This is a genomic window from Aeromonas sp. A600620 (genome assembly GCF_029479985.1).
Classification (GTDB): domain Bacteria; phylum Pseudomonadota; class Gammaproteobacteria; order Enterobacterales; family Aeromonadaceae; genus Aeromonas; species Aeromonas veronii_A.
The window spans coordinates 115,253-137,358 of sequence record NZ_JAAKXB010000009.1 but is presented as its reverse complement, the minus strand read 5'-3'; the positions used below and the strand labels follow the sequence as shown (position 1 = coordinate 137,358).

17 protein-coding genes are annotated in these 22,106 nt (G+C 62.4%); 7 read left to right on the top strand and 10 right to left on the bottom strand.

Annotated features, from left to right (window positions below; translation table 11 throughout):
- Both edd and G5533_RS12900 read right to left on the bottom strand, forming a co-directional pair.
- Positions 1 to 1,797, bottom strand: a complete 1,797-nt coding sequence (edd, locus tag G5533_RS12905) for a phosphogluconate dehydratase (RefSeq protein ID WP_021230776.1) — start codon at positions 1,795 to 1,797, stop codon at positions 1 to 3.
- On the bottom strand, positions 1,794 to 2,303 hold the full coding sequence (locus G5533_RS12900; RefSeq protein WP_005340649.1) for a gluconokinase: 510 nt from the start codon (positions 2,301 to 2,303) through the stop codon (positions 1,794 to 1,796). The genes edd and G5533_RS12900 overlap by 4 nt, the downstream gene beginning before the upstream one ends.
- Before the next feature lie 245 nt (positions 2,304 to 2,548).
- Here G5533_RS12900 and gntU point away from each other — a divergent pair, with 245 nt between their 5' ends.
- The 4 genes from gntU to G5533_RS12880 all read left to right on the top strand — a co-directional run bounded on the left by gntU (position 2,549) and on the right by G5533_RS12880 (position 9,798).
- Entirely contained in the window at positions 2,549 to 3,889 is a 1,341-nt protein-coding gene (gntU, locus tag G5533_RS12895) for a gluconate transporter (RefSeq protein WP_158110195.1), read from the top strand.
- Between the two features lie 150 nt (positions 3,890 to 4,039).
- Positions 4,040 to 5,389 (top strand): CDP-diacylglycerol--serine O-phosphatidyltransferase, encoded by a 1,350-nt coding sequence (pssA, locus tag G5533_RS12890; RefSeq protein WP_441254877.1) that lies wholly within the window; start codon positions 4,040 to 4,042, stop codon positions 5,387 to 5,389.
- Between the two features lie 190 nt (positions 5,390 to 5,579).
- Positions 5,580 to 7,649 carry an ATP-dependent DNA helicase RecG gene (gene recG / locus G5533_RS12885; RefSeq protein ID WP_164535824.1) on the top strand — a complete coding sequence of 690 codons (2,070 nt, stop codon included), beginning with the start codon at positions 5,580 to 5,582 and terminating at the stop codon, positions 7,647 to 7,649.
- A 31-nt stretch (positions 7,650 to 7,680) separates the two neighbouring features.
- Positions 7,681 to 9,798, top strand: coding sequence for an AsmA-like C-terminal region-containing protein (locus G5533_RS12880; protein WP_421351686.1), 2,118 nt, complete (start codon positions 7,681 to 7,683; stop codon positions 9,796 to 9,798).
- Positions 9,799 to 9,852: 54 nt separating this feature from the next.
- Here G5533_RS12880 and G5533_RS12875 read toward each other — a convergent pair whose 3' ends face one another.
- Positions 9,853 to 10,761: a bifunctional GNAT family N-acetyltransferase/hotdog fold thioesterase gene (locus G5533_RS12875; protein WP_069527624.1), complete on the bottom strand. Its 909-nt coding sequence runs from the start codon at positions 10,759 to 10,761 to the stop codon at positions 9,853 to 9,855.
- Between the two features lie 51 nt (positions 10,762 to 10,812).
- On the opposite strand from G5533_RS12875, the gene G5533_RS12870 reads away from it, so the two are divergent.
- Positions 10,813 to 11,493, top strand: coding sequence for a spermidine synthase (locus G5533_RS12870; protein WP_162628440.1), 681 nt, complete (start codon positions 10,813 to 10,815; stop codon positions 11,491 to 11,493).
- On the opposite strand, the gene dtd is transcribed toward G5533_RS12870, so the two are convergent.
- From dtd to G5533_RS12845, 5 genes are all read right to left on the bottom strand, one after another.
- The gene (gene dtd, locus G5533_RS12865) at positions 11,482 to 11,919 is read right to left on the bottom strand and encodes a D-aminoacyl-tRNA deacylase (RefSeq protein WP_113740154.1); all 438 of its coding nucleotides are present in this window, start codon (positions 11,917 to 11,919) and stop codon (positions 11,482 to 11,484) included. The two genes, G5533_RS12870 and dtd, sit on opposite strands and share 12 nt — an antisense overlap.
- 92 nt (positions 11,920 to 12,011) lie before the next feature.
- The gene (locus G5533_RS12860) at positions 12,012 to 12,884 is read right to left on the bottom strand and encodes a virulence factor BrkB family protein (protein WP_005340664.1); all 873 of its coding nucleotides are present in this window, start codon (positions 12,882 to 12,884) and stop codon (positions 12,012 to 12,014) included.
- A gap of 177 nt (positions 12,885 to 13,061) precedes the next feature.
- Positions 13,062 to 14,303, bottom strand: coding sequence for a malic enzyme-like NAD(P)-binding protein (locus G5533_RS12855; protein WP_113740155.1), 1,242 nt, complete (start codon positions 14,301 to 14,303; stop codon positions 13,062 to 13,064).
- Between the two features lie 254 nt (positions 14,304 to 14,557).
- A complete protein-coding gene (locus G5533_RS12850) occupies positions 14,558 to 15,784 on the bottom strand; it encodes an aromatic amino acid transporter (RefSeq protein ID WP_100652317.1) in 1,227 nt (408 codons plus the stop codon).
- A 169-nt stretch (positions 15,785 to 15,953) separates the two neighbouring features.
- Positions 15,954 to 17,387, bottom strand: coding sequence for a DUF2867 domain-containing protein (locus tag G5533_RS12845; protein ID WP_227341591.1), 1,434 nt, complete (start codon positions 17,385 to 17,387; stop codon positions 15,954 to 15,956).
- A gap of 159 nt (positions 17,388 to 17,546) precedes the next feature.
- Between G5533_RS12845 and G5533_RS12840 the strand changes: the two genes are divergently transcribed.
- Complete coding sequence (locus G5533_RS12840) at positions 17,547 to 18,638, top strand: hypothetical protein (RefSeq protein ID WP_421209220.1); 1,092 nt, start codon at positions 17,547 to 17,549, stop codon at positions 18,636 to 18,638.
- Positions 18,639 to 18,702: 64 nt separating this feature from the next.
- Here the strand turns inward: G5533_RS12840 and priA are convergent, their stop codons facing one another.
- Positions 18,703 to 20,910 carry a primosomal protein N' gene (gene priA / locus G5533_RS12835; RefSeq protein ID WP_421255352.1) on the bottom strand — a complete coding sequence of 736 codons (2,208 nt, stop codon included), beginning with the start codon at positions 20,908 to 20,910 and terminating at the stop codon, positions 18,703 to 18,705.
- A 147-nt stretch (positions 20,911 to 21,057) separates the two neighbouring features.
- Here priA and rpmE point away from each other — a divergent pair, with 147 nt between their 5' ends.
- Complete coding sequence (gene rpmE, locus G5533_RS12830) at positions 21,058 to 21,273, top strand: 50S ribosomal protein L31 (RefSeq protein WP_005340673.1); 216 nt, start codon at positions 21,058 to 21,060, stop codon at positions 21,271 to 21,273.
- 100 nt (positions 21,274 to 21,373) lie between these two features.
- Here rpmE and G5533_RS12825 read toward each other — a convergent pair whose 3' ends face one another.
- Positions 21,374 to 22,024: a chromophore lyase CpcT/CpeT gene (locus G5533_RS12825; protein WP_421255351.1), complete on the bottom strand. Its 651-nt coding sequence runs from the start codon at positions 22,022 to 22,024 to the stop codon at positions 21,374 to 21,376.
- Positions 22,025 to 22,106 lie beyond the last annotated feature (82 nt).

Sequence of the window (22,106 nt, the reverse complement as noted above, 5' to 3'; positions counted from 1 at the left end):
TTAGTCAAAGATGGTGGCGCCACACTCGGCGCTCGATACCGCGCGACGCATCACGCTGAACAGTTCACGGCCCCACCCCTCTTGTTCCAGAGTGAGGTCAATCTCGGCCTGGGTACGGCCACTCAAATCGGTCAGGCAGTCGAGGCTGCCGTTTACCGCATCAACCCGCAGCAGATCGCCGTCGGCCAGCAGGCCAATGGCCCCGCCGTGCAGCGCTTCCGGGGTGACGTGGATGGCGGCCGGGATCTTGCCGGAGGCACCGGAGAGGCGGCCATCGGTGACCAGCGCCACCTTGTAACCAGCCTTCTGCAGGTTGCCGAGCACCGGCATCAGCTTGTGCAGCTCCGGCATGCCGTTGGCGGCCGGACCATTGTGGCGCACCACGATCACGGCATCCTGATTGAGATCGCCCGCCTTGTAGGCCGCTTCCACCGCATGCTGGGAGGAGAAGACCCGCGCTGGCGCTTCGATAACCCGATACTCGGGAGCCACGGCGGATACCTTGACCACGGCGCGGCCCAGATTGCCCGCCAGCAGCTTGGTGCCGCCGGTGGCCTGGAATACGCTGCCGGAAGGCGACAGCACGCTCGCATCGCCGCTCTCGCCCACCGGCTGCCATACCAGCTGGCCATCGACCAATGCCGGACGGCTGAGGTAATCCTGCATCTCGCCAAAGACCGGAGTGGCATCCATGTGGATCAGCCCCTCTTGCGCCAGACGGCGCATCAGGCCGGGCACGCCGCCCGCCTGTTCGAAGGCGTTGACGTCAGCCGGGCCGTTCGGGTACATGCGAACCAAGAGCGGCACCACGTCGGAGAGATCGCTGATGTCATCCCAGGTCAGTACCAGACCGGCGGCGCGGGCCAGCGCCACCATGTGGATGCTGTGGTTGGTACTGCCGCCAGAGGCGAGCAGGGCCACCAGACCGTTGACCAACGAGCGCTCGTCCAGCACCTCGCTCAACGGGCGATAGGCCGGGGAGCCCGGGATCATGGCGCTGATGCGGCGGGCCGCTTCGGCGGTCAGGGCGCGGCGCAGCTCGCTATGGGGATGCACAAAAGCAGAGCCCGGCAGCATCAGGCCCATGGCCTCGAATACCAGCTGGTTGGTGTTGGCGGTGCCGTAGAAGGTACAGGTGCCTGCCGCGTGGTAGGCGCCGCACTCCATCTCCAGCAGGGCATCGCGACCCACTTCACCGGCAGCGTACTTCTGACGCACCTTCACCTTCTCGTCATTGCTGATGCCGCTCGCCATCGGGCCAGCAGGAACAAATGCAGTCGGCAGGTGAGCGTGGGAGAGGGCCCCCATGATCTGACCCGGAGCGATCTTGTCGCAGATACCGAGAAGCAGGGTGGCATCAAAGGTGTTGTGAGAGAGCGACAGTGCGGTTGCCTGGGCGATCAGGTCGCGGGAGAAGAGGGACATGTCCATCCCCGGCTGACCCTGGGTCACGCCGTCGCACATGGCGGGCACGCCGCCGGCGACCTGGGCGCTGTGGCCCAGCTCGGCCAGCACCGCCTTGATCTGATCCGGATAGCCCTGATAGGGCTGATGGGCGCTCAGCATATCGTTGTAGGCGGTGACGATGCCGACGTTGGCACGGGTCATATCGAGAATGCGACCCTTCTCGTCACTGCTGCAGGCGGCCACGGCGTGGGCCAGGTTGCCGCAGGCCAGCGCGGCGCGGGTCTTGCCCTGCTCTGCCTGACGCTGGATGCGGGCCAAAAATGCCTGACGACGGGCGACACTGCGCTCGCGGATGCGGGCGGTGACGTCGGAAATTACCTGATGAATCATTGGGCTTGCTCCAATGCTGTGACGGCGCGGTCAACCACCTGTTCGAAGGTGCCGTCTATATCAATGTGGAATACACCGGCTTCGCCATCCGGGCGCTCCAGAGTATCGAACTGACTTTGTACCATGCTTTCGCGCATGAAGTGGCCCTTGCGGGCACGCATCCGCTCGAGGATCAGCGGCTGGCTGCCATCGAGGAAGATGAAGCTGACCGACTCGTTGCCTTCGCGGATCTGGTCGCGGTACTTCTTTTTGAGGGCGGAACAGACAATGATGCCGGTCTCGTTCTTCTGCTCGAGACTGTAGGCGGCGTCGCGGATCCGCTCCAGCCAGGGGGCACGATCCTCATCGTTGAGGGGGTTGCCGCCAGCCATCTTCTGGATGTTGGCCTTGGGGTGCAGGTCATCACCATCGATGAACTTGGCGCCCAGCGCTTCGGCCACTTTCAGACCCACGCTGGATTTGCCGCTACCACACACACCCATCACGATAATGCACTTACCCGCCATAATTTGACCTCTGTCCCACTTTTCAAAAAACCAGCTGTTGATGGGTTCTAATCTAACACGTTACCGGTAACATGTTACCGGTAACGATTGAAAATGTGAAGTCTGCCACAGACTGAGCAAACCCATAGTCACCTGGGCATATGATGTTGAGCCCTTGCCATAAATCTAAATAAATCATAAAGATATGGTTTGCCGACGGATCGGCAAGGTGTCACGACTGAACTTGGAAAAAGGAACGCATAACAATGTCTGACCTCTCCCTGATCATGACAGCCGCCGGCTCGATTGTGCTGCTGCTCTTCCTGGTGATGAAGGCCCGGCTCCACGCCGTGGTAGCCCTGATCCTGGTCTCCATGGTGGCGGGTCTCGCCGCTGGCATGAACCCGGCCGACATCGCCAACACCATCCAGAAAGGGATGGGTGGCACCCTCGGTTTCGTCGCGGTAGTGGTGGCGCTGGGCGCCATGTTCGGCAAGGTGATGGAAGTGACCGGTGCCCTCGACCGGGTGGCTCACACTCTGCTCGGCAAGTTCGGCGTCAAGCGCGCCAACTGGGCCATGGCCCTGACCGGCTTTGTCTGCGCCCTGCCGCTGTTCTTTGACGTGGCCGTGGTGCTGCTGATCGGTGTCGCCTTCGCCATCGTCCGTCGCGGCGGCGGCAGTGTGGTGAAGATCGGTATCGCCCTGCTGGCCGGTATCGCCACTTGCCAAGCCTTCCTTATCCCGGCGCCGGGCCCGATCCTGGTGGCATCCCAGCTGGGTGCCGACTTCGGCTACATGATCCTGTTCGGCCTGATCGCCGCCGTGCCGGCGCTGATCCTGGCTGGCCCGCTGTTCGGTGACTTCATCAGCAAGATCGTCGATGTGCCGCTGCCTAGCGATGCCCAGAACAGTGTCCACGATGACAGCAAATCCCTGCCCTCTTTCGGGCTGGCCATGGGCCTCATCGGTCTGCCGCTGCTGCTGATCGGCCTCAAGACCATCGTCGGTCGTTTCGTCGAGGCGGGCTCCACCCTGCACAACTGGCTGGAGTTCATCGGCCACCCCTTCACCGCCATCATGGTCGCCTGTCTGGCCGCCTTCTATCTGCTGGGTATTCGCCGTGGCATGTCCCGTGACGAGGTGATGAGCGTCTGCAACAGCGCCATCCAGCCTGCGGGCGTCATCATTCTGGTGACCGGCGCCGGTGGCGTGTTCAAGCAGGTGCTGGTTGATTCCGGTGTGGGTGCCGCCCTTGGCAACATGCTGGCCGATTCCGGTCTGCCCATCGTCGCGCTGGCCTTCATTCTGGCCGCTGCGGTACGGGTGATTCAGGGCTCCGCCACCGTCGCCATGCTGACCGCCTGTGGTCTGGTGCTGCCGATGCTGGAGCCGCTCGGCCTGAATGGCGCCCAGCTGGCCGCCGTCACCATCGCCATTGGCGGCGGTGCCATCGTGCTCTCCCACGTCAACGACTCCGGTTTCTGGCTGGCCAACCGCTACCTCGGCCTCTCCGAGAAGCAGACCCTGCAGACCTGGACCGTGATGGAGACCATCATCGGCACCACTGGCGGCGTGATGGCGATGATCATCTACAGCTTCCTCTGACAAGGGGGAAATGCTGACAAAAAGGCCTCACTCGTGAGGCCTTTTTCATCTTTCTGATGATTCTTTCTTTGGCTGAGAGGGCGAGATTGCTAGAATCGCCTATTCATCGCTCCGAGTGGAACGCTTAACCCCGTGATTTCAGGTTTATCTATGCATTCATCGGCCCATTATCGACAACTGCTGGCGCGCCTGCCCCAGATCGCCGTCGCAGCGGATCAGTTTGATGTGCTCTACAGCGCCCAGGATTTCAAACGCCGTATTCTTGCGCTTATCGCCAGTGCCACCCGGCGCATCTATCTGGTCGCGCTCTATCTGCAGGATGACGAAGCGGGCCGGGAGATCCTCTCCGCCCTCTACGCCGCCAAGCAGCGCAATCCGGCCCTCGACATCAAGCTGTTCGTCGACTTCCACCGTGCCCAGCGCGGCCTGATCGGCAAAGGCAAGCAGGGCGGCAACCACCTGATGTATCAGGCCATGGCTGCCGAACACGAGCACCAGATCGAAATCTACGGCGTGCCGGTCAAAGGGCGCGAGCTGCTCGGCGTGCTCCACCTCAAGGGCTTCATCTTCGATGATGTGGTGCTCTACTCCGGTGCCAGCCTCAACGACATCTACCTGCACCAGCAGGATCGCTACCGCTTCGATCGCTATCACCAGATCACCTGCCCGGAGCTGGCCCACAGCATGGTCAACTATGTGGACGACCTGTTCGTGAAGAGCGACGCGGTGCAGCGACTGGATCACAGCGATATCCCCAGCGCCAAGCAGCTGAAGGGGCCGATCCGCCGCTTCAAGCAGAACCTGCGCCAGAGCCAGTACCGCTTCAGCACCATGCCGGTCAACACCCAGGAGGTGGCCGTCACCCCCATGGTGGGTCTGGGCAAGCGCAACAATCAGCTCAACCTGATGATCCGCAATCTGGTGCGTGCCACCGAGCGGGAGATCTTCATCTGCACCCCTTACTTCAACCCGCCCAAGGAGTTGAGCAAGGATATCGAGGATCTGCTGCAGCGCGGTTGCAAAGTCACCATCGTAGTGGGCGACAAGACCGCCAACGACTTCTTCATTCCGCCGGAAGAGAAGTTCTCCACTATCGGTGGCCTGCCCTATCTCTACGAGACCAACCTGCGCAAGTTTGCCGAGCGCAACCAGCGCCACATCGACGACGGTCGCCTGAACCTGATGCTCTGGTGTTGCGAGCGCAACTCCTACCATCTCAAGGGGATCTTCGTGGATGACGAGTGGGCGCTGCTCACCGGCAACAACCTCAACCCCCGCGCCTGGGCGCTGGATCTGGAGAACGGCCTGCTGGTACACGATCGTCGCCACCTGCTGCGTCCCCAGTTCAACGCGGAGCGGGAGAACATCCTGACCAACACCAAGCGGATCAGTCACTTCGATCAGGTGGAACAGATCCAGGACTACCCGGAACAGGTGCGCAAGCTGCTGGGACGGATCCACCGGGTCAAGGCCCACCTGCTGCTCAAGCGGATTATCTGACCCTGGGCGCCATGCGCCCGCACCTTGCCTGTTGGCAGCCGCACAAAGGCCTCCCGTTTTCGGCAGGCCTTTGTTCTATCCGCCGTTTCCCCCGCCTTGACGGCCCTGCCAGCAGCAACTCGGCTTGCATCGGCCCCTCAACAACCCCTATCATCTGGACATATTTACAGTGTTTTCGGGCATCTAATTGATGAAATTGGATAAAATTCCTCTCGATAGCCTCAAGGGTGTCGGCAGCAAGATGCTGGAGAAGCTCGAGCGGCTGGGGCTGGCCACGGTACAGGATCTGCTGTTCCACCTTCCCCTGCGCTACGAGGACCGCACCCAGGTGTGGCCCATCGGCGATCTGCCGCCCGGCCTGCACGGCGCAGTCGAGGGCGAAATCCAGGACACTCAGCTGGTGATGGGGCGCCGCCGCATGATGGTCTGTCGCATCAGCGATGGTACCGGCACCCTCACCCTGCGCTTCTTCAACTTCACCGCCGCCCAGAAAAACAGTCTGGCGGCGGGCCGCCTGATCCGCTGCTTTGGCGAGGTGCGCCCCGGCAAATACGGGCTGGAGATGGCCCACCCCGAGTACAAGCTGCTCGGCGAGGAGCAGGCCGGCCAGACCGAAGAGGCGCTCACCCCCGTCTACCCGACCACCGAAGGGCTGCGCCAACTCACCCTGCGCAACCTCACCGATCAGGCGCTGGCTCAGCTAGACCTCTATGGCGTGGAGGAGCTGCTGCCCGCCGGACTCTATCCCCACCAGATTGAGCTGGCCGCCGCCCTGAAATTGCTGCACCGCCCGCCCCCCTCGGTAGCGCTGCCGCTGCTGGAAAGCGGCCAGCATCCGGCCCAGCAGCGGCTGGTGCTGGAGGAGCTGCTGGCTCACAACCTCTCGGTACTCAAGGTGCGCGCTCAGGCGCAAACCCAGCTGGCGCGCGCCCTCAAACCGGCGCCCGAGCTGGTTGAACAACTGCTCGGCGCTTTGCCGTTCAAACCCACCGGCGCCCAAAGCAGGGTAGTAGCCGAGATAAGCAAGGATCTGCAACAGAGTCACCCCATGATGCGGCTGGTGCAGGGTGACGTAGGTTCCGGCAAGACGCTGGTCGCGGCGCTGGCCGCCCTGCAGGCTATCGGCAACGGCTGTCAGGTAGGCTTGATGGCACCGACCGAGCTGCTGGCGGAACAGCACGCCATCAACTTCGCCAAGTGGCTGGAGCCGCTCGGTATCGGAGTCGGCTGGCTGGCGGGCAAACAGAAAGGCAAGGCGCGGGAAGAGTCGCTGGCCGCCATCGCCGATGGCAGCGTCAAGATGGTGGTGGGCACCCACGCCATCTTTCAGGAGCAGGTGGTGTTCCAGCGTCTGGCGCTGGTCATCATCGATGAACAGCACAGATTCGGGGTGCATCAGCGCCTCGCCCTGCGCGAGAAAGGGGAGCGGGAAGGAGTGCATCCCCATCAACTCATCATGACCGCCACCCCCATCCCCCGCACCCTGGCGATGACCGCCTATGCCGACCTCGACACCTCGGTCATCGACGAACTGCCGCCGGGCCGAACCCCTATCACCACGGTGGCGCTGCCCGACAGCCGTCGCGGCGACGTGATCGAGCGGGTCAAGCTCGCCTGCACCGAGGGCAAGCAGGCCTACTGGGTCTGCACCCTGATCGAGGAGTCGGAGGTGCTGGAGTGCCAGGCCGCCGAGGATACCGCCGCCGAGCTGCAGAACCTGCTGCCCGGCCTGCACATCGGGCTGGTACACGGTCGGATGCGGCCGGTCGAGAAACAGCGGGTGATGGAGGAGTTCAAGGCAGGCATACTGCAACTGCTGGTCGCCACCACCGTCATCGAGGTGGGAGTGGATGTGCCCAACGCCAGCCTGATGATCATCGAGAACCCGGAACGTCTCGGGCTGGCGCAGCTGCACCAGCTGCGCGGCCGGGTTGGCCGGGGTGCGGTGGCCTCTCACTGCGTGCTGCTCTATCATGCCCCCTTGTCCAAGACGGCCCAGAGCCGACTCGGGGTGCTGCGGGAGACCAACGACGGCTTCCTCATCGCCCAGCGCGATCTGGAACTGCGCGGCCCGGGGGAACTGCTCGGCACTCGCCAGACCGGTCTGGCCGACCTCAAGATCGCCGATCTGGTGCGGGATCAGCCGCTTATTCCGCAGGTACAAAAGATGGCGCGCTTCCTTATGGATAGGCATCCGAGCCATGTCGACCCGCTGATCCGCCGCTGGCTCGGTCTGCGAGACCACTACTCAAACGCCTGACAACCAATCCCGAAACAGGAGGAAAGCACCCATGAATTCCTGGCTACGCGGCCTGCTCTACACCTTCGCCTTCCTGCTGCTATTTGTCTGGGTTGCCCTCGGCCTGTTCGACGCCGAGCGCGCCAAAGGCCCCATCGCCAGCTGGATCAGCCAGCAGACCGGCGTGCCGGTCACCATAGGGCGACTGGTGTTCAACCCGCTGCACCCCTACACCCTGCTGGCTGAGCAGGTGCACTACGGCGATGCGGTCTCCCTCGACAAGATCTATCTGGAGATCGAGAGCATCGACTGGCTGAGCCGCGATGTGCGCATCGCCCATCTCGATCTGATCCGTCCCGCCATCAAGCTGCCGCTGCCCAACCAGCTACCGAACCTGCCGGTGCACTCCCTCACCATCAGTGACAGCACCATAGACCGGCTCAGTCTGGAGAGCCCCGAGCTGACCCTGCGCGGCCTCAATGCCACCCTGAGTGACTGGGAGCTGATCGACCCGAAACAGCAGCCACAGGCCAACCTGAGTCTCAATATCGGCCAGCTGGAGACTCCGCAATTCACCTTCGCCCGTCTCAACCTGCAAGGACGGCTGGAGGGGGAAGTGCTGCGCAGCGACAAGCTGGTGACCAACCTGTTCGACGGTCTGCTGGAGACCGGCATGGTCCTGGACTGGCCCGCCCGCACCCTGCAACTGCACGATCTCAAGGCGCGCGGCATGCGGGTAGAGCTGGGTGACCTGACACAGCAAGGCTTCCCGCAGCGCTTCCCGTTGCAAAGAGTGTCGCTGGATCGCGGTCAGCTGGACGGCGTCAGCCTCAACGACATCAATCAGGAGCTCTCCTTCAACAACTTCAGCGGCCAGCTCACCGCCTTCAACTGGCAGGCGGGCAACCAGCCCACCGGCTATCTGAGCGGCACCCTGGGCGACATGGGCCGTGGCCTGTTCCAGCTGGAGGAGATCAAGGGCAAGCTCGCCTTCTCCCCCCAGCAGATCGACGGCGAACTGCAGGGCAAGGCCTATGAAGGGGAGTTCAATGTCGAGCTATCCCTCGATACCCAGCAGCAGAAGCTGACCCTGAAAGACGTGGCGCTAAGCGGCATGGATATCAGCCTGCCGCAGGGTTGGTGGCAGGATTGGCAGAGCTGGCGCCCGCAGCAGGTCGATATCCGCAAGCTGGCGTTCGACAAGCTCAAGGTGCTCTCCTTCGACGATACCCTGCCCCTGTCGCTGACCGGCTGGCAGCTCTATCTGAGCGATCTCGCCCTGCGCGATAACAAGCCCGGCCCGCTGCTCGGCCGAGCCCGTATCGAGAGCAAATGGTTCGAACTGGTGTGGGATGGCCTCAGCGCCCGCAACGGCGAGCTGGATGGGGAGCTGACCCCCAGCTCCTGGCAACTGGGCAAGCTCACCAGCTCGCTGCCGGATGAGGGCACTCTCAGCCTGAGTGGCCAGTGGGGCCGCGAACCGGGCCAGAGCAGCCGCCTCCAACTGCAGGCGACCAAGCTGGATCTACAGCAATGGGGCAAGCTATTCCACTCCCCGGTCTCCTTTGCCGGCAAGGCGGACGTGAGCGCCGACCTGCAAGCCGAACACGGCAAAACGGCGGGCGAGTGGCGCCAGACCCTGCAGGGCAGCTTTGCCCTCGATGCCGACGAGCCGTTCTGGGACAAGGTAAAGATAGATCCGCTGCTGGATGAGTGGTTCAAGGGGGCGACCCCACCCACCCTGACGCCGGATCAGCTGTGGCAGGCGATGCAGGAGGGTGACACCCCCTTCTACCGCATCAAGCTGCTGGGCAAGATCGACAAGGGGCAACTGCAGATCGAGCAGGCTGGTGCCTCCACCATCACCCATCTGCTGGCGCTGCAAGGGGGGATCGATCTGGTCAACGAGCAGTGGCAGCTGGATCTGGGGATCCTCAATGGCAACCGCTGCGCCGAGCTGCTCGGCCAGTGGCGCGGGCCGTTGACGGAACCCACGCTGGCTTGGAGCTTCCCTCAGAAGCAGGACGCCTGCGGCTGGGAAGTGGGAGTACGCTATCCTCCGCAAGGCAACAGTGCCCCGCTCTGGCGACCGGCTCCCGCGCCGAAAGCCCAAAACCAGGCCCAAGTGCAGACCCAAGCCGGGCAGGCAAGCGACAGCCGGCAAGGGTAAAAACAGACAAGGCCTCATAATGAGGCCTTGTTGTTTGATGGGGAAACGACGCGGTTACTGGCCCGGACGGCGGGGCGGCTGCACCACGTAGTGGCCGCAGAACTCCGCCGCCAGTTTACTGCCGCTGAACAGCTGGATCTTGAGGCTGAAGGTGGCAGGCTCCCCCCGTTTGAGCGGCTGCAGCACGGCGGGCATCCCCTCGCGGGCCACTCGCGCCTCGGGCTCCTCATCGACCGGGCCATGATATTTGATGGTGCTCTCGGCCAGCACCGGCTCGCCCACCAGCCCCTCCTCTTTAAGCTGCAGCCAGATCAGCCCCCAGCCCGCCAGCACGCACTGGCTGTAGACACTACCGGCGAACATGCTGCCATGCACGTTGAAGTTGGCCGCCAAATTGGCCTTGAGGTGGAAAGTCTGGCCATCGTAGTGGCTGATGTGCATCCCCATCTTCTCGCTGATGGGTACCCCGCGCGACCAGCGGGTGGTGAGATCCTGACACCACTCCGGCCGGTACTGGATAGTCTGCAACGGGCTCAGGGATTTGATCATCTGGCGATGGGGAATCCGACCAAAGGAGACGGGGCCGCCCCCCACTTCGAGAAAACCGCACTTGCGATAGAACTCCACCGCCTCCTGACGGGCGTTCATCACCAGCCGTTTCACCTTCTCGCTGCGGGCCAGCTGCTCGAGATCCTCCACCATTTTGGCGCCCAGCCCCTGGCCGCGATATTCGGGACGCAGCGCCATGAAGCGGATCTGCGCCTCGTCACCGCCGATAAAGAGGCGGCCCACAGCGATGGGAGTACCATCGGGAGCCAGCATCAGCCGGTGAATGGCGACCGTATCGTATTCGTCCCGCTCGGAACCGACCGGCAGATTGAAGGGTTTACGCAGAAGTTCCCAGCGCAACTGGTAGTAGGCATCCAGCTCGGCGACTGTCTGAGGGGTGACTACCCGGTACATAGTTTCATCCTTGAGTTACACTGGTCGGAAACCATCTTGCCGTGCAAATTCATGGACTTCAATCTGCAAGCGTACCAAGCCGATCACTTGTTGCACCTCAGCGTCAAACCCCAGCGCCGCCTCACGGTACAGGAAAATGACCAGCACCGCTGGCTGGAGATAGATGGCGTGGTGCAATCCGCCATGTCGCTCGCCGACCCCGCGACCCTCTGTCTGCCCCATCAGCGGGTCATCGCCTGCCTGCTACCGGAGCGGGCTGAGCAAATCCTCGAACTGGGGCTGGGTGGCGGCGATCTCACCCGCCATCTGAGTCAGCGCTGGCCCGATGCTCGCCACGAGTGCGTTGACCTCGACGAAGAGGTGCTGACCGTTTATCAGCAGTTTTTCCAGCATCAGGCGCACGATGGGCAAGCCGTTCCGACACTCCATCAGGCCGATGCCCTCGCCTTTCTCGAGCAGAGCGAGCAGCAGTACGACCTCATCCTGCTCGATCTCTTCAGTCAGGATGGCAACCCGCTGCTGCTGTTTCAGGAGCGGCTCTACCGGGCGCTGGCTCCCCGCCTCTGCGGCACCCTGGTGATCAACCTGCTGCCGCGAACAGAACTGGAGCTAACCCACGCCCTGACACTGATAGAACAGTGGATTGGCCCCGCTACCCCCTATCCGGTTGCGGGGCTTATCAACGTGATCGTCCACGTCACACCGCGGGACGAGACATCCTCAGACCTGTAGCCAGAAGGTAACCGGGCCGTCGTTGACCAGCGCCACCTTCATGTCGGCGGCAAAACGCCCGGTTGCGGTCGGGATGCCGCTGGCAGCAGCCTTCGCCACGAAGTAGTCATAGAGGCGTTCGGCCTCGCTCGGGTGGGCACCGCAGGAGAAGCTGGGGCGCATCCCGCTCTTGGTATCGGCCGCCAGGGTAAACTGGGAGACCACCAGCAGGCTGCCGCCGACCTGACCGACATTGAGGTTCATCTTGCCATTCTCGTCACTGAAGACCCGATAGCCGCTCACCTTGTGCAGCAGTTTGTCGGCCTTGGCCTCGTCATCCCCCTGCTCTACTCCGAGCAGTACCAGCAATCCCTGACCGATGGCGCCGGTCACCTCCCCCTCGACAGTCACGCTGGCCTCGCTGACCCGCTGAATCAGTGCAATCACATCCCTCTCCTCTCAAAACAGAACGACCGCCCCGGCTCGATTGCAGGGGCGGTCGTCGATGCTACCAATAAACCGGTGGCCAAGGCGATGGCTTAGCCAAGCTCCTCGCTCGCCGGCTTCTCGTACTCACCGAGGCAGGCTGTGGTCTCCGCACCGAGCAGCACCACCAGCCAACTTAAATAGACCCAGACAAACAGAATCGGGATGGTGGCCAGCGCACCGTAGATGGCCTGATAGGAGGGGAAGTTGGTGATATAGATGGCAAAGCCGCGCTTGGCCAGCTCGAACAGGGTCGCCGCTACCAGCGCACCGATAAAGGCGTGGATCAGCCGCACCTTGCAGTTCGGCACCACGGTATAGACCAGCAGGAAGGTGAGCACCGAGAAGAGGAACGGCAAACCGCGCAACAGCAGATAACCGATGCCGAACAGGCTCTCGGCGCCAAACAGCCGCAGCGAGAAGATATAGGAGGAGATGGCGATACTGGCCCCGATAAGCACAGGCCCCAGGGTCAGGATCATCCAGTACATGGCAAAGGCCTGCGCCAGCGGGCGGCCCTGGGTCGAGCGCCAGATGTAGTTGAGGTTCTTGTCGATGGCGGAGATCAGCATCAACGCCACCACCACCAGCGCCCCAATCCCCACAGCAGTGGTGTTGGTGGCATTGGCGACGAAGCCGTCGATGTACTCCTTGAGCATATCGCCCGCGGTCGGCACGAAGTTGTGGTAGACGAACTGCTCCATCGCCTGCTTGAGGCTCTGGAACACCGGGAAGGCGGACATCATGCCAAAGACCACGGCGATCATCGGCACCAGTGAAAGCAGGGTGACATAGGCCAGATAACCGGCGGTAACCGTCAATCTGTCCTGCTGGAAACGGCCCCAGACAAACTGGGCAAAGTGGCGACCATCATGGCGCAAGAAGGAGAGGGCGTGGGCCAAACGGCCGCTGACAGGCTGCTGCATCTTGATTCTCGTTAGCGTCATAGTGGCAATATTGTGTCAGAGGAGAGCGCTGTTTGACCACCTTTGAACCCGATTTGCCTCCATATGCCCCAACCTGTTACCCGGGTTACGCCTCCGACTGTCGCCAGAAGCAGAGATAAAAACGGCCCCGATAAAGGGGCCGTTTGCAATGCCGGATTACAGCATGTAGTCCGCAGGCAGCTCGATGCGGGCGACGCCGGAGGCCACCGCCGCCAGCGCCACGGCGCGGGCAACCCGCGGCAGCAGACGGGCATCCATCGGCTTGGGAATGACGTAATCCTTGCCGAAGGCGAGCTCGCTAACCCCGGCGGCGGTCAGCACCTCGGCTGGCACCGGCTCCTTGGCCAGCGCGCGGATCGCCTCGACCGCAGCAATCTTCATGGCATCGTTGATGCGGCTGGCACGGGCGTCGAGGGCACCGCGGAAGATGAAGGGGAAGCAGAGCACGTTGTTGATCTGGTTCGGGTAGTCGGAGCGACCGGTGCCCATGATGAGGTCGCTGCGCACCCCGTGGGCCAGCGCCGGCTTGATCTCCGGGTCCGGGTTGGAGCAGGCGAAGATCACCGGATTGGGCGCCATCAGGGCGACCGCCTCGGCGGGCAGCACATCGGGGCCGGAAACACCGACAAACACATCCGCCCCTTCGATGACATCCATCAAGGTGCGCAGCGGGGTCTCGTTGGCGAAGCGCTGCTTGTACTTGTTGAGATCGCTGCGGCCGGTATGGATGACACCCTGACGATCCAGCATGAAGATGTTGTGCGCCCTGGCGCCACACTTGATCAGCAGATCCATGCAGGCGGTGGCGGCAGCCCCCGCTCCCATGCAGACGATGCGGCTGTCGCTGATCTGCTTGCCCTGCACTTCCAGCGCGTTGAGCAGCCCGGCGGCGGTGACGATGGCGGTGCCGTGCTGGTCATCATGGAACACCGGAATATCGCAGCGCTCGATCAACGCCTGCTCGATCTCGAAGCACTCAGGTGCCTTGATATCTTCCAGATTGATGCCGCCGAAGGTATCGGCGATAGCCGCCACCGTGTCGATGAACTGCTGGCTGGTCTCGTGCTTCACCTCGATGTCGATGGCGTCGATACCGGCGAAGCGCTTGAACAACAGGGCCTTGCCCTCCATCACCGGCTTGGAGGCCAGCGGCCCCAGATTACCCAGCCCCAGAATAGCGGTGCCGTTGGAGATGACGGCCACCAGATTGCCCTTGCCGGTATAGCGATAGGCATCGGCCGGGTTGGCGGCGATCTCGCGCACCGGCTCGGCAACACCCGGGCTGTAGGCCAGCGCCAGATCACGGGCGGTTTCGGCAGGCTTGGTCAGGGCGATGGCAATTTTGCCCGGTACGGGCTGGGCGTGGTAATCGAGTGCTTCTTGACGCAGATCGGACATGGGGGACCCCGATGTGGTTGGTGCAAATGAGGTGCCGACAGGGGGCACGCAGAAGGGCGGGGATCATAAAAGAAAGCGGTGGGCATGCCCAGCAGATCATGCTGCCATCAGCCAGATCAGACCAGTTATTTCAGCACCTTACCCCACCCACACATACCACTTTAGTTATAGATTCTGCCGCATGGGATGAAAATGGAGCAAAAAGGGCGGCAAGTTGGCCTTGCCGCCCTTTCTGTCAGTGCTGTAGACCTGACTCAGTTGCCCAGATAGACCGGCAACAGATTTGCCATCGACAGGAAGTGGAACAGCGCGGTCGCCAATCCGAACAGGATCAGCAGCCAGGCCATCAGCTTGCCGCCGGGGGTGACGAAGTGGGGTGTCACTTCGCCCCGCTCGGCCCGCGCCCGGGTGCGCAGCACCAGCAATGCCGGGATGATGCAGGTCCAGATGGTGGCGGCGGCACCGGCATAGCCGATGGCCAGCAGGAAGCCGAACGGGAAGAGCAGGGAGAGCAGCAGCGGCGGCAGGAAGGTGACCGCCCAGGTCTTGCAGCGACCGGCGCGGCTGTTGTCGAACTTGAACAGATCAGCCAGATAGTCGAACACCCCGAGCCCCACCCCGATAAAGGAGGAGAGGATGGCCGCCATGGAGAAGCCGTTGATGGCGCTGGCCACCTTCTCCGATTCAATGACCCCGGAGAGGGCGGAGAGCAGCACGCTCACGTCCCCTCCCTTGGCAATCACGGGAGCAAAATCCTGACGGGGAAGGTTGCCGAAGATCCCCAACAGCCAGAGCACGTAGAGCGCCAGCGCGATCAGGGTTCCCCCCAGAATGGCCCATCTGGCCTGCTGCTCGTTCTGGTAGTAGGCACGCAGGGAGGCCACCGAGTGGTGATAGCCGAACGAGGTGAGCGCCACCGGCAGCATCGCCATGGCATAGGGAGCATAGCGGCTCTCGCTGCCCGCCAGATCGAGCAGGGTCGGCAGCTTGATACTGCCGAGCAGACCGGCCACACCGAGGGCGAAGCTGAGGATCATGAAAGCGATCAGTACCACCGAAATACGGTCAACGGCGCGGGTCGAGTGCCACACCACCGCAGAGAAGAGCGCCACGAACAACACGGACGCGAGCTTGCTGTCGATCCCCAGAATCCCCTGCAGGATGGCACCGGAGGAGGTGATATAGGCGTAGAGCAGAATGCCGCCAACAAAGTAGACCGAGAGATTGTTGAGGAGATTGAGCTTCTCCCCCAGCAGCTCGCGAGTCACGGTATTGAAGGAGACCCGCATGTCGTGGTGCTGGAAGGATTCCAGCAACATCCAGCCGGAGAGAGTCATCATCACCATAGTGACGGTCAGCGCCAGCACCGACCAGAGGGTCCAGGCCCCCGCCCCCGAACTCGGCAGACCGAGCATGCCGGCTCCCACGCAGACGCTGGCAATGATGCAGGCGCCCCCCAAAATTGACGGTTTTTTCTTCATAATCCCTTCTTTTTCTGACTGATTATCTATCCGCGGTAAACAAGACCGCGGCATGATGCCAGCCTTTGCCATGAGACGCCTACCACTATCTGCCATAACCGGGCATGGCTGCCGCATAAAAAAGTGCCCCGAACGGGGCACTCTATCAGCGGGAATGGTGTGAAGAGGGTTAATCCATCACCGGGATACCTGCCCTCGCTTCGGCCTGACGGGCGATGGCCTCGGTCATCCCCTGAAAAATGAAAAGGTGGAACGGCAGCATGGCGAGCCAGTAGGCCAACCCCCAGGCGCCCTGCGGGTGCCAGTGAGCGGTGACCCGGATGCGGGTCAACCCGGACTCCTCCGGCAGGATGTTGAACTCCAGCCGCCCGACGCCCGGGGCCTTCATATTGAACAAGAGATCGAGCCTGCGCCCCTCATCCACCCCGAGGATCTGCCAGGAGTCGAGCATATCCCCCTTCACGAAACGATCCGGATTGGTGCGGCCACGGGTGCGGGCTGGGCCGCCAATCAGGTGATCCATCCATTCGCGCACCACCCACAACTCGTTCATGTAGAAGTAGCGCTGCTCACCCCCCAGTTGCTGCAACACCTGCCACACCACCTCGGGAGAGGCGAGGCAGATGGCCTCGCCGCTGGCGGTGCGATCGTAGAAGCCATATTCGGGATGGCGCCAGCGCAGGCCGAGGGGGGTCTCCTGCCCCTGCTGCTCGGCACCCAGCTTCTGCTCCAGCGCCAAACTCTCCGCCAACGCCTCGTCGAAGCTGAGCAGGGTCTGCGGCAGCAGGGCCCGCAGCGGGCCGTCATCGGCCGGGATGTCGTGCTTGAGACCGCCCACCAGCGCCTTGGCTACCGGTTGCGGCACCGAGGTAACAAACTGCAGCCACCAGGCGGAGAGGCGCGGGCTCAGAAACGGGATGGGAATGATGGGGCAGCGCTTGCCGATATGGGCGGCGAACTTCTGCAACTGCTGCTGATAGCTGAGCAGCTCGGGGCCGACCGCGTTGAAGATGCGCCCATCCACCTCGTCTGCCTCTACCAGCCCGCCCAGATAGTGCAACAGGTTGGACAGCGCAATCGGCGGCGTGCGCGAGCGCACCCATTTGGGCGTCACCATCATCGGCAGGTTGAACACCAGATCCCGCATCACCTCGAACGCCGCCGAACCGGGCCCGATGATGATGCCGGCGCGCAGCTCCACCGTCGGTACGCCAGATTCGCGAAACAACTCGCCACAGTAGCGGCGGGAGTTGAGATGGCGGCTGTTGCACTGTTCAGGCTGGATTGCCCCGAGATAGATGATACGGCGCACCCCGGCAGCACGGGCGGCGGCAGCAAAATTCTTTACCCCCTGCTGCTCCAGCCGGTGAAAATCGGCCCCCGCCCCCATGGCATGCACCAGATAGAAGACTGTGTCTATGTTCGCCAGCGCAGGCAGCAGTGTGATCGGCTTGAGGCTGTCGGCGAGGCGAAACTCGACCCCCTCAGGCAAGCGGCAGGGACGGCGCGCCCCGGCAATCACCTTGTAGCCTAGGGTTTGCAGGTGGGGCACCAGATAGGAGCCTATATAGCCCGCCGCCCCCATCACCAGACAGTTTCTCATCCTCTCTCCCCTTTCCATTGTCGTCCCGGCCACCGGGCTGGCAACCTGAATGCCCATCATCCAGCCTCACCGTCACTTTGCAACATGGAACTAACAATTCTGCCTGTTAGTCCGATTTAGTGTTAATCCCGGTTTATTTATCGGTCGATAACTGACCAGATGTATAGCGCCGAGGGCGAACGTATGCGCATCGACCACTACGACCTCCAGGGGGAGGTGCAATACCGGCAACAACAGGCCCAGAGCCGCAAGGTGCGCAATCTTGGGCCAGTGCCACCCGTAGTTAATCCACCGGAAGGCAACAATACGGCAGCGGCCGGCGAACGCAGCAGCACCCTGACCCTCGCCAGCGCCCTGACGCTGCAAACCCCGAGGCAATCCGCCGCCAGTCAGCAAGCTTCAACGCCTCCCACACCGCCCGCAGCGGAAGTCGGCAAAGAGCAGGATGGCATTCCCGACGATGGACTGGATAACCGCCAGCGGCTGATCAAGCTGATGATCGAGGCGATGCTGGGCCACGAAATCGAGCTGCCCAAGCCGATCAAACCCTCCGAAGAAGGAGGCGATGGAGTGACCCAAGGAGACGCCGCAGCTCAAGCCGCCGAGCCGGATCAACTGGTGGAGGTGACTGACACCCTGCTGCAACAGGAGCAGCTCAACGTGGTGGCATCGGCCAGCGTAGCGACTCAAGATGGTCAGACTATGCAGCTCGATCTCGGCTTTGTGCTCGACTGGCGTCAACTGGAGGTGAGCCAGCGGCGCACCACCCTCAATGCCCTCAAGGATCCGCTGGTGCTGAGTCTGGATGGCAAGATTGCCGATCTGACCGAGGCACGGGTCACTTTCGATATCGATCAGGATGGCAAGGAGGATAGCCTGCCGGGTCTGCGGGAAGGGAGCGGCTTTGTGGCGCTGGATCGCAATGGCAACGGCACCATAGACGATGGGGGCGAGCTGTTCGGTGCCCGCTCCGGCAATGGCTTCGGCGAGTTGGCCACCCTAGATGAGGATGGCAACGGGGTGCTGGATGAGGGGGATAGCCAGTTTTCAGCCCTGCAGTTCTGGCATCCGGAGCACGCACCTATCGCACTGGTCGAACTGGGGATCGGCGCCATCCTGCTGCGCCCCCTCGACACCCCCTTCAACCATCTGGGGGAGAGCGGCAATCAGGGGGTGCTGCGCCAATCCGGCCTCTATCTCACCGAACAGGGTAAGGGAGGCTGGGTGCAGCAGATCGATCTGCGGGTCTGAACCCCGCACCAGCATGGCAAACCCGGTCGCTGACGATAACTGCCAGCGACCGGCTCCGGCACCATCAACTCAGCTCGGTGGGGTCGATATCCAGACTCCAGCGCACCCTTTTGGTCTCGGGCCAGCCTTCCAGCTCCTTCACCGCCCAATCCAGCAGTTGGGCCAGAGGTGCCCGATTCGGCCCCTGCACCAGCAACTGCATGCGAAACTTGCCCGCCTTGCGCTCCATAAAGCCGCTGATGGGCCCCAGCACCTGAACGTGGGGATAGCGGGCGCTGCGCAGGGTATCGGCGAGGCGGGCGAGGAACAGCTGCACCTCGTCACGGCCGTTGGCCTCGGCGCGGAACAGCCCCTGATAGCTGAACGGCGGTAGCCCCAGCAGGCGGCGCTCTTTCAACGCCGTATCGGCGAAATGGCCGTAACCGTTCTGGGTCAGATCCTGCAGCAGGGCATGTTCCGGATGGTGGCTCTGCAACACCACCAGCCCGGGCTTGCTGGCACGACCGGCACGGCCCGCCACCTGGGTGTAGAGCTGGGCCAGCTTCTCGGCGGCGCGAAAATCGGCGCTGAACAGGGCACCATCCACATCCAGCAGGCCCACCAGGGTCACATCCGGAAAGTGATGGCCCTTGGCCAGCATCTGAGTGCCGATCAGGATCTTGTACTTGCCCGCCTTGATGTCGCCAAGATGGGTCTCCAGCTCCCCCTTGCGGCGGGTGTTGTCCCGATCGATGCGCACTACGGGATATTGCGGGAACACTGTGGTGAGCAACTGCTCCAACTGCTCGGTGCCCACTCCCGACCCGATCAGCTCGTTGCTGCCACACTCGGGGCAGTGGTGGGGCAGCGGGCGCACGCTGTCGCAGTGATGGCAGTGCAGCCGTCGCCCGGCCTGATGCCAGGTGTACCAGGCATCACAGCGCTCGCAGGCGGCGCTCCAGCCACACTGGTGACAGATCAGGGCCGGGGCATAGCCACGGCGGTTGAGAAACAGCATCACCTGATTGCCCGCTGCCAGATGCTCCGCCATCAACTGCTCCAGCTGAGGGGAAAGCCCGGCCTGCAGCCGCACGCTCTTGATATCCAGGATCACCTGACGGGCGGTCTGGGCGTTACCGGCGCGGCGGGTCAGGGTGAGATGGTGATACTTGCCGGTGCGGGCGTTGTGCAATGTCTCCAGGGACGGGGTAGCAGAGCCAAGCAAAATGGGAATACCGGCACGATGGGCCCGCATCACCGCCAGATCCCGCGCGTGGTAGCGAAAACCGTCCTGCTGCTTGAAGGAGCCGTCGTGCTCTTCGTCGATGATGATGATGCCGATGTTGTGAAACGGGGTGAACACCGCGGAGCGGGTACCGATCAGGATGGCGGCGCCGCCGTCGCGACAGGCGAGCCAGGCGTCGAGCCGCTCCCTGTCGTTCATGGCGGAGTTCATCGCTACCACTGGCACGTTGAAGCGGCGGCGGAATCGATTGATGGTTTGCGGGGTGAGGCCGATCTCCGGCACCATCACCAGCGCCTGCTTGCCCGCCTTGAGCAGGGGTTCGAGGATGCTCAGATAGACCTCGGTCTTGCCGGAACCTGTGATGCCATCCAGCAGGAAGGCGCCGAACTTGTCGCTCTGGCTGGTAACGGCGGAGACGGCCAGAGCCTGCTCGCCGTTGAGGCGCAGCCCCTCCCCCGGCTCGAAGCGGGCAGCCCAATCGCCATCGTGGCTCGGCTCCAGCGAACGCTTCTCCAGTAGCCCCTTCTTCTCCAGCGCGGTGAGAGCTGCGCTCTGGATCTCCTCCTGCTTGAGAGCGGAGGGGGTCTGCGGCCCCTTGCGCAGCAAGGCGAGCGCTTGCTGCTGCTTGGCCGCCCGCTTGAGCTCGTTAAGGTCGATGGCCATCCCTGCCTCGGTAGCAAACCAGAACTCCAGTTCACGATAAGCGGCAGGCTCCCCCTTGCGCACCAGCACCGGCAGGGCGTGGGGCAGCACTTCCCCCAGCGGATGCTGGTAGTAGCTGGCGCTCCAGTTCATCAGCGCCAGAATATCCGGCCCCAGCACCGGCGTCGCATCGAGTACGCGCTTGATGGGCTTGAGCTTGTTGCGGGGCACCTGGCTGTCGGCCGGATGATCCACCACCAGCCCGACCAGGGTCTGGGGACCGAAAGGGATCTCGACCCGGCAACCGGGGGCAGGTAACGGCAGGGGAGAGAGATAGTCGAAGTGACGGCGTAACGGTACCGGGACAGCGACACGAACCAGATCCAGCGTTTGGGAAGAATTCACCAGGGGTTGCCTATTTTTTCTGCGAAGCCACTTGCCTGATCTCAGGCATTTCCTATATTATTCGCAGCCTTTGAAACTGTGTTCAACAATCGTGTGGTGTCCGACAAGAGATCGGATGGCGACACGGCCTATTAATTGAGGTTGTCCATGAAAGCTGGTATCCATCCTGACTACGTAGCCATCACCGCCAAGTGCTCTTGCGGTAACGTCATCAACACTTTCTCTACCATCGGTAAAGATCTGAACCTGGACGTGTGCTCCGAGTGCCACCCGTTCTACACCGGCAAGCAGAAAGAAGTTTCTAGCGGCGGCCGCGTAGACAAGTTCAACAAGCGTTTCGGTGCGATGACCACCAAGAAGTAATTTTACTTCTGAAGAATTCTGAAAAAGGCGCCCAATGGGCGCCTTTTTTACGATTCCTGTTTTTCATCCTTCATGTTCCCGCAGCCAGACGCATTCGCCCCTACTGGCCAAATCCTTTGGAACGACGCAAATAGACATACCCCTCACCCGGGCTGCCCCAGCGCGGACTCCCGGCATTGTCATAGGCGCGATCCAGCAATCTGACACTGTCGGGGCCAATCCAGATATGCTGCACCAGCGTAGTGGCACCACCAAAATCGGTGGAGCAATGGCCCACCCGGGTGTGGCCGGCATATTCGCCGGAGGGAGTGCGTGTCAGCCAGATCTCGCAACCGTGGCGCAAGGAGAGCTGCTGTGGGGTCAGACTGTCGAGCAGGGCGGGATCATGCCAGGCACCGGCAAAATCGGTGGCTCGGGGCATAGTCAGCTCTGCCATCAGGATCCGCCCGTCAGGGGCGGGTGAGAAGCGATAGATGCGCTGGCGGAAGGGACGGACGGAGCGCAGACTCAGGTACTGCTCGGCATAGACCCAGCGATAGCCCTGATAGCCAGGCCAGATCTCCATCAGGCGCAGCTCAGCACTGGTAAAGCGGCTGTCGTAACTGGCCTGCTCCCGGCTCGTAAATGCCCCATTGAACCAGCTGAGTAGCGGCTCCATGCGGGGCTTTAGTGGGGTAGCCTGAGGCGCCGAACCTGCCAACACCAGACAGGAACAGAACAGCCCGAATACGGCCACCAGCAACTTTGCCATCGAATCCTTCCGAATCATCATAGTGGCGGCGATTATATGAGCGAATTACCCCAATAACAGCCATTACGATCAAATCATTGCC

What these genes read in the sequence shown, in the direction of transcription:
- pssA (WP_441254877.1), top strand. Translation starts at nt 4,040, where the DNA reads ATGCATTCATCGGCCCATTATCGACAACTGCTGGCGCGCCTGCCCCAG.
- recG (WP_164535824.1), top strand. Translation starts at nt 5,580, where the DNA reads ATGAAATTGGATAAAATTCCTCTCGATAGCCTCAAGGGTGTCGGCAGC.
- G5533_RS12825 (WP_421255351.1), bottom strand. Translation starts at nt 22,024, where the DNA reads ATGGCAAAGTTGCTGGTGGCCGTATTCGGGCTGTTCTGTTCCTGTCTG.
- G5533_RS12875 (WP_069527624.1), bottom strand. Translation starts at nt 10,761, where the DNA reads ATGTACCGGGTAGTCACCCCTCAGACAGTCGCCGAGCTGGATGCCTAC.
- gntU (WP_158110195.1), top strand. Translation starts at nt 2,549, where the DNA reads ATGTCTGACCTCTCCCTGATCATGACAGCCGCCGGCTCGATTGTGCTG.
- G5533_RS12845 (WP_227341591.1), bottom strand. Translation starts at nt 17,387, where the DNA reads ATGAGAAACTGTCTGGTGATGGGGGCGGCGGGCTATATAGGCTCCTAT.
- rpmE (WP_005340673.1), top strand. Translation starts at nt 21,058, where the DNA reads ATGAAAGCTGGTATCCATCCTGACTACGTAGCCATCACCGCCAAGTGC.
- G5533_RS12855 (WP_113740155.1), bottom strand. Translation starts at nt 14,303, where the DNA reads ATGTCCGATCTGCGTCAAGAAGCACTCGATTACCACGCCCAGCCCGTA.
- G5533_RS12860 (WP_005340664.1), bottom strand. Translation starts at nt 12,884, where the DNA reads ATGCAGCAGCCTGTCAGCGGCCGTTTGGCCCACGCCCTCTCCTTCTTG.
- G5533_RS12870 (WP_162628440.1), top strand. Translation starts at nt 10,813, where the DNA reads ATGGACTTCAATCTGCAAGCGTACCAAGCCGATCACTTGTTGCACCTC.
- G5533_RS12850 (WP_100652317.1), bottom strand. Translation starts at nt 15,784, where the DNA reads ATGAAGAAAAAACCGTCAATTTTGGGGGGCGCCTGCATCATTGCCAGC.
- G5533_RS12840 (WP_421209220.1), top strand. Translation starts at nt 17,547, where the DNA reads ATGTATAGCGCCGAGGGCGAACGTATGCGCATCGACCACTACGACCTC.
- edd (WP_021230776.1), bottom strand. Translation starts at nt 1,797, where the DNA reads ATGATTCATCAGGTAATTTCCGACGTCACCGCCCGCATCCGCGAGCGC.
- G5533_RS12900 (WP_005340649.1), bottom strand. Translation starts at nt 2,303, where the DNA reads ATGGCGGGTAAGTGCATTATCGTGATGGGTGTGTGTGGTAGCGGCAAA.
- G5533_RS12880 (WP_421351686.1), top strand. Translation starts at nt 7,681, where the DNA reads ATGAATTCCTGGCTACGCGGCCTGCTCTACACCTTCGCCTTCCTGCTG.